General features: G+C 65.6%; 4 protein-coding genes. 1 reads left to right on the forward strand and 3 read right to left on the reverse strand.

Annotated features, from left to right (window positions below):
* Positions 1–425: 425 nt before the first annotated feature.
* From M3461_06355 to M3461_06365, 3 genes are read right to left on the reverse strand one after another with little or no spacing between them, the layout of a single operon-like run.
* Complete coding sequence (locus tag M3461_06355) at positions 426–1,124, reverse strand: HAD-IB family phosphatase (GenBank protein ID MDQ3774000.1); 699 nt, start codon at positions 1,122–1,124, stop codon at positions 426–428.
* Positions 1,125–1,135: 11 nt separating this feature from the next.
* Complete coding sequence (gene serA, locus M3461_06360) at positions 1,136–2,716, reverse strand: phosphoglycerate dehydrogenase (protein MDQ3774001.1); 1,581 nt, start codon at positions 2,714–2,716, stop codon at positions 1,136–1,138.
* On the reverse strand, positions 2,701–3,837 hold the full coding sequence (locus M3461_06365) for a phosphoserine transaminase (GenBank protein ID MDQ3774002.1): 1,137 nt from the start codon (positions 3,835–3,837) through the stop codon (positions 2,701–2,703). The genes serA and M3461_06365 overlap by 16 nt, the downstream gene beginning before the upstream one ends.
* Before the next feature lie 184 nt (positions 3,838–4,021).
* Between M3461_06365 and M3461_06370 the strand changes: the two genes are divergently transcribed.
* Positions 4,022–4,282 (forward strand): DUF4404 family protein, encoded by a 261-nt coding sequence (locus M3461_06370; protein MDQ3774003.1) that lies wholly within the window; start codon positions 4,022–4,024, stop codon positions 4,280–4,282.
* The last annotated feature ends 1,288 nt before the right edge of the window (positions 4,283–5,570 follow it).

Consider the following 5,570-nt stretch of genomic DNA (forward strand, 5'->3'; position numbering starts at 1 on the left):
CGGATTTCCCGCACTACGCTCTTCAGGTGTTGGTTTACAGCACCGCGTAGCTCTTAAGGCGTGCATAGGGCAGAAAGAGTCTGGGACGCAGTAACGGAAAACAGGTCTTCACTTGCACGAAGACCTCCCACGGCATATAGCTCTTCCAACTCCGACTGCAGAGCATCTTATATGCCAGTAACGCTCGACGGCGCGGTTGACCTTGCGTAAAGCTCGAAGGTTACCCGCCACCCCGTAGTAGGCATAATGGCCCCGCAATACTTGGTTGAGGGAGGTGACTTGGTCTTTGACCGGCTCATGCCGAATCTCTCGCATCAGTTCCTGAAGGCAGGCAAGACTGCGGCAAAGTCGAGACTTCTCCGTCTTCCGTCCGACCTTGAAGTTGCCCTTGCGATTGCGCGTGGCCAGGGGCGGGCGGCCCGCGTTTACTCTCCTGGGCAACGGTCGTTCTGCCCGATCGACCGCCGTTCGGCGACCCCCAGCAGCACCTCGAGCAGCGGGCGGAGCGTCGGACCGGGTACGAAAACGTCGGCCTGTCGAGACACTGCCGGCCGACGGACGACGCCGCCGAAACCGATGACATAGACCCCCGCGGCCGCCGCTTCGAGGTCCGTGACGCCGTCTCCCACCATGGCCGCCGCCACCCCGTTGCGCAACGCGGCCCGGCATACCGTGGCCTTTCCGCCGGCACGCCAGAGTGGCGAGCTCCGGTCGTAGTCGATGTATCGCCCGGCGGCATCCCAGGCCACCTCGACGGCATGCACGCGCTCGGCCGGGATCGCCAAGGTCTCGCCGACGCGGAGCACGGCTTGACGGATCCCGCTGCTCACGATGTGGACCTCCTTGCCGAGCGTCGTGAGCGTCCCGACCACCTCGTGCGCTCCCTCCACGAGCGCCTGGACGTAGCGCTCCCCGAGCCACTCTACCGCATCGCGTCCCGGTCGGGTCGTTTCAAGACGCTCCCCATAGACGGCTTCCAGTGGCAGCCGCCCGTCCATCGCGGCTTCGGTCAGCGACGCAACCTCGGTTGCCACCCCGGAGTGCCTCGCCAGCTCATCGATCCCCTCGATAGCGCAGAGGGTACTGTCGCAGTCGAAGAACACGACCTCGAAGGGCGGGCCCATATCGCGCCCTCTCAGAAGGTGAGCTGATACACCTGATGGATGGCGGGGGTCGCGGCCACCCGCCGGAGCGTTTCGGCGCTCAAGGGGTGCGAGATCCCGATGACCGCCAGGGCCTGCGACCCCGAGGTCACGCCGACCTGCATACGCGAGATATTGACGTCTTCCCGGCCGAGCAGGGTGCCTAGTGCGCCGACGACACCGGGTCGATCCTCGTGTCGGGTGATGAGCACGGTACCTTCCGGGACGCTCTCGACCTCGCAGTCGTCGATGCGCACGAGCCGCGCGTGCCGTTCCCCGAGCAAGGTCCCCGCGACACTGGTGCGACCGCCGTTGTACCGGCCGGCTACCGTGACCAGCGAGAGGTATTCATCCGTTTCCAGGGAGCGAGACTCGACCAAGGTGATCCCCTGGCGGCGCGCGAGATGCCGGGCATTGACCTGGTTCACGGGCACCGATAGCTCCGCCTCCAAGAGGCCGACCAGGCACTCGGTGGCGATCGGATGGGGATCGAGCTCGGCCGCGCGCCCCCGCAAGGCCACCTCGACCTCCTGCAAGGGGCCTGGCACCAGCGCCGCGAGCAACCGCCCTAAGCGGTGGCCCAGCACCTGATAAGGGCGTAAGCGGTTCAGATCGGCGGGCGTGATGCGCGGAAGGTTCACGGCATTGATGGCCTCGCCCGTCTCGAAGTAGCTCGCGATCTGCTCCGCGACGGCCAGCCCGGCGGCCACCTGGGCCTCCTCGGTCGAGGCGCCGAGGTGTGGGCTCAAGACCACGTCGGGTCGTTCGAGGAGCGGTGAGCCCCGCGGCGGCTCCTGCTCGAAGACATCAAGGGCCGCGCCGGAAAGCTGTCCCGTGCGCAGGGCCTCGACGAGCGCCCCTTCGTGCACGAGCCCCCCGCGCGCGCAGTTGATGAGCCGCGCCCCGCGCCGCATGAGCCCCAGGCGTGAGGCGTCCAAGAGCTTGCGGGTCTTCTCGCTGAGGGTGCAGTGGAGACTCACATAATCGACGCTGCCGAGTAACTCGTCGAGTCCCAGGGAGTCCACCCCGTCCGCCTCCATCACCTCGCGGGTCACATACGGGTCATGGGCCACTACGCGCATCTTGAGGCCCAGGGCACGGGCCGCCACCAGCCGTCCGATGGTGCCGTAGCCGATGACGCCGAGTGTCTTACCCGCGACCTCGGTGCCCAGGAAGGACGCCCGGCGCCACTCTCCGGCCCGCACCGAGCGATCGGCCTCTGGAAGATGTCGGCTCAAGGAGAGCAGGTGCGCGACGGTCAATTCCGCGGTCGTCGTGGCATTCGCGTCGGGGGTATTGAGGACCACGACCCCGCGCTCGGTGGCCGCTTCGACATCGATGTTGTCCACGCCGATCCCGGCGCGCCCGACCACCCGCAGGCGCTCGGCCCCGGACAGGATCGCGCGCGTAATACGGGTGGTGCTGCGTACGATGACCGCGTCGCAGTCCACGATGCGGGACACGAGGGCCTCGGGAGTCTCGCCCGTGGCCACCACGACCTCGAACGCCGGCCGGGCACGTAGATACGTCAGGCCCTCTTCGGCGATCGTGTCGGCGATCAGGACCTTGTGCATGGTGCCGCCTCCCTTAGCTGTCGATACGCCCAGTCGATCCAGGGCAGTAGCGCGGCGACATCACCCTCCTCCACCGTCGCGCCACACCATACCCGGAGTCCCGGCGGGGCCTCGCGATAGGCGGCGAGGTCGAAGCCGGCGCGCTCCTCTTCGAGGATAGCACACAGGCGTTTGATGATCCGCCAGCGCGCCTCATGACCCTGGCCGGTAAACCAGGGGTCTACGACCTTGAGACACACCGAGGTGGTCGAGCGCGTGGCGGGGTCCTCGGCCAGGAGCTCTACCCAGGGCGTCTTGGCGACCCAGGCATCCACCCGATCGAAGTTGGCCTTCGATCGGGCGATGAGCGCGGGCAGGCCACCGATCCTCTCGGCCCAGCGTAGCGCGTCGAGGAAGTCCTCCACACAAAGGAGCGAAGGGGTGTTGATGGCCCCGCCCTGGAAGATGTCCTCGTCGAGGCGACCACCCTTGGTCAACTGCAAGACCTTGGGGATCGGCCATGGCGGCGCATAGCCGTTGATCCGCTCGACGGCCCGCGGGCCGAGCACCAGCATGCCGTGCTGGGCCTCGCCCCCCAGGGCCTTCTGCCAAGAGAAGGTCGCCACATCGAGCTTTTCCCAGGGGAGATCCATGGCGAAGACCGCCGAGGTCGCGTCGCAGATCGCGAGCCCCGCCCTTGCGTCCGCTATCCAGCGCCCATCGGGGACGCGCACCCCGGAGGTCGTGCCGTTCCAGACGAACACCACATCGCGATCCCAGTCGATCGTGGAGAGGTCCGGCAAGCGGCCGTAGGGCGCGTCGATGCGCCTCACACCCGGGAGCTTCAACTGCCCGAGCACATCCCTCTGCCAGGCCAGACCGAACTGCTCCCAGGCCAGGCAATCGACCCCGCGAAGCCCCAAGAGCGACCAGAGCGCCGCCTCCATCGCCCCGGTGTCCGAGGCCGGCACGACCCCGATCCGGTAGTCTTCGGGCAACCCGAGTACGTTCCGGCAGCGCCGGGCGATCTCCAGGAGCTTGGCCTTGCCGGCCTGTGCCCGATGCGAACGGCCCAGGACCGCTTCGCCGAGTACGTTGGGGATCCACCCCGGGCGCTTGGCGCACGGGCCGGACGAGAACATCGCGCGTTCAGGCCGGCAGATGGGTCTCGTGGGGTCTGCCATTTAAAGGACCAAAGAGGCGGTACAGGGCGGGCAATTCTAACGGCGGGCAGGAGCACGCTACAATCTTGCGCGTCGAACCTAAATTTACTTGAAACCTATGGGGCGCGGGAGACGCATCCAAACATCACGAAGGGGTATGTCTATGTCGGAACAGCAGTTACAGGAGCAACTCGAACACCTGCGAGCGCTCGTGAACGAGATCGGGGCGGAGAGACCCGACTCGCTGGGGCGTCTGAATCGCCTGGTGAGCGACATCGAAGACCGCTTGGCGGACCGTGGCGCCGCCCGGCCCGATGCGACGGACGCCGTGAGAGAGGCGATCCGTCACTTCGAGGTCGAGCACCCGCGGGCCACGGCGGTCTTGAACGACATCATGGTGACCTTGAGCAATATGGGGATCTGATGGCTGGGGGGATCTGATGGCCGGTTGCGACCCGCGCCCAGAGGGCCGATAATAAAGAGTGCCAAGGTCCGACCGCCCGCGATGCGGAGCCAAGACCAGGAAGGGTACGCCGTGCCAAGCGCCCGCAGTGTGGAATGAACAGCGCGACAAACTCATGTAACGGGCGCTGCAAGCTTCACCGATGCGGGGCAACCGTCGCCGTTATTGGGCCGGGGAGCGGCCCACACTACGCGGCGCAGCGCTGCCTGCGCGGCCACTTCCTGCGGTGACTGCCGAAGCCTGGGGGTACGGCATAATCGCATCGTCGAGTACCCAGAGGCGACCATTTCGGATCGGGACATCCTGCGGCGGGCGTTGTTTCCGATCGACCTCGACCCGGTAGGGTGTCCTCGACCGAGGCCGAGCATAAGGCCGCTATCGCGAGCGTCATTCGGGAGGACGATCCGGTAGAGTAAATGCGCACCATTTCCAGAGTCCGCAATGAGAGCCTCGGGCCAGCCCTCGCTACGCAGGTGGCCGAACACCTCTTGCGCCCGGCGAGAGTACCGAGCTACTGAAGCGGTGCCTTCAGGCATTGGCGCTGACGACCTCGTCAGCGTGGATGAGAAGGTCTTTAACGCCGCGAGGATCTGGAAGGTTTACGGCACGATCGCTTGTAAGGCGATAACACCCCCGAACGGCCGCATCGGCTGGCCAAGCTGTTGCGAGTGCCTGACGGGCTCCAGGTTGTATCGCTTGACAAGCTGACAGCGCTTGCAAGTACAGCGCTTAAGCCGTCCCCCACGAGACGCAAGGTACTCGGGCAGTGAGCGATTCGATCTCGACCGTTGGATATCCGACCACCGGCTGGATGTAGCCGGCCCGGTCGAGTGGAGCGGGGGGCGCAAGTGTATATTCCGCGTCTGCCCGTGGAATGAGGAGCAAATCTCCCGAAAATCACCGCTCCTGGACCGATGGCTCGCGTGCTTGACAACCCACAGGTCCATCCCCTACTCTTCCTCTCGCCGAAAAAGGGCCTTTGAAATTCTTATACCCAAGGGGAGGGAGCTTGAGGGGATTTGCCAACCGAGCGGCCGGCCTGCCGGCGCCGTCGCGGCCCTCGCCTCGATAACTTTCGTTTCGGGGCAGACCGGCGTGGCGCTGACCTTCATCGACTGGTCTCTAGAGTACTTGCATCATGAAATGTGATGCAAATGAGTCAAGTTTATCTGGTGGCGAGTTGTGCCTCCTGGCAGGCTTGGTCGATGAGGGTTTGAAGCCTCTCGAAGGCAGCGCGGATAGGGGAGTG

This window comes from Pseudomonadota bacterium, assembly GCA_030860485.1.
Taxonomy (GTDB): domain Bacteria; phylum Pseudomonadota; class Gammaproteobacteria; order JACCXJ01; family JACCXJ01; genus JACCXJ01.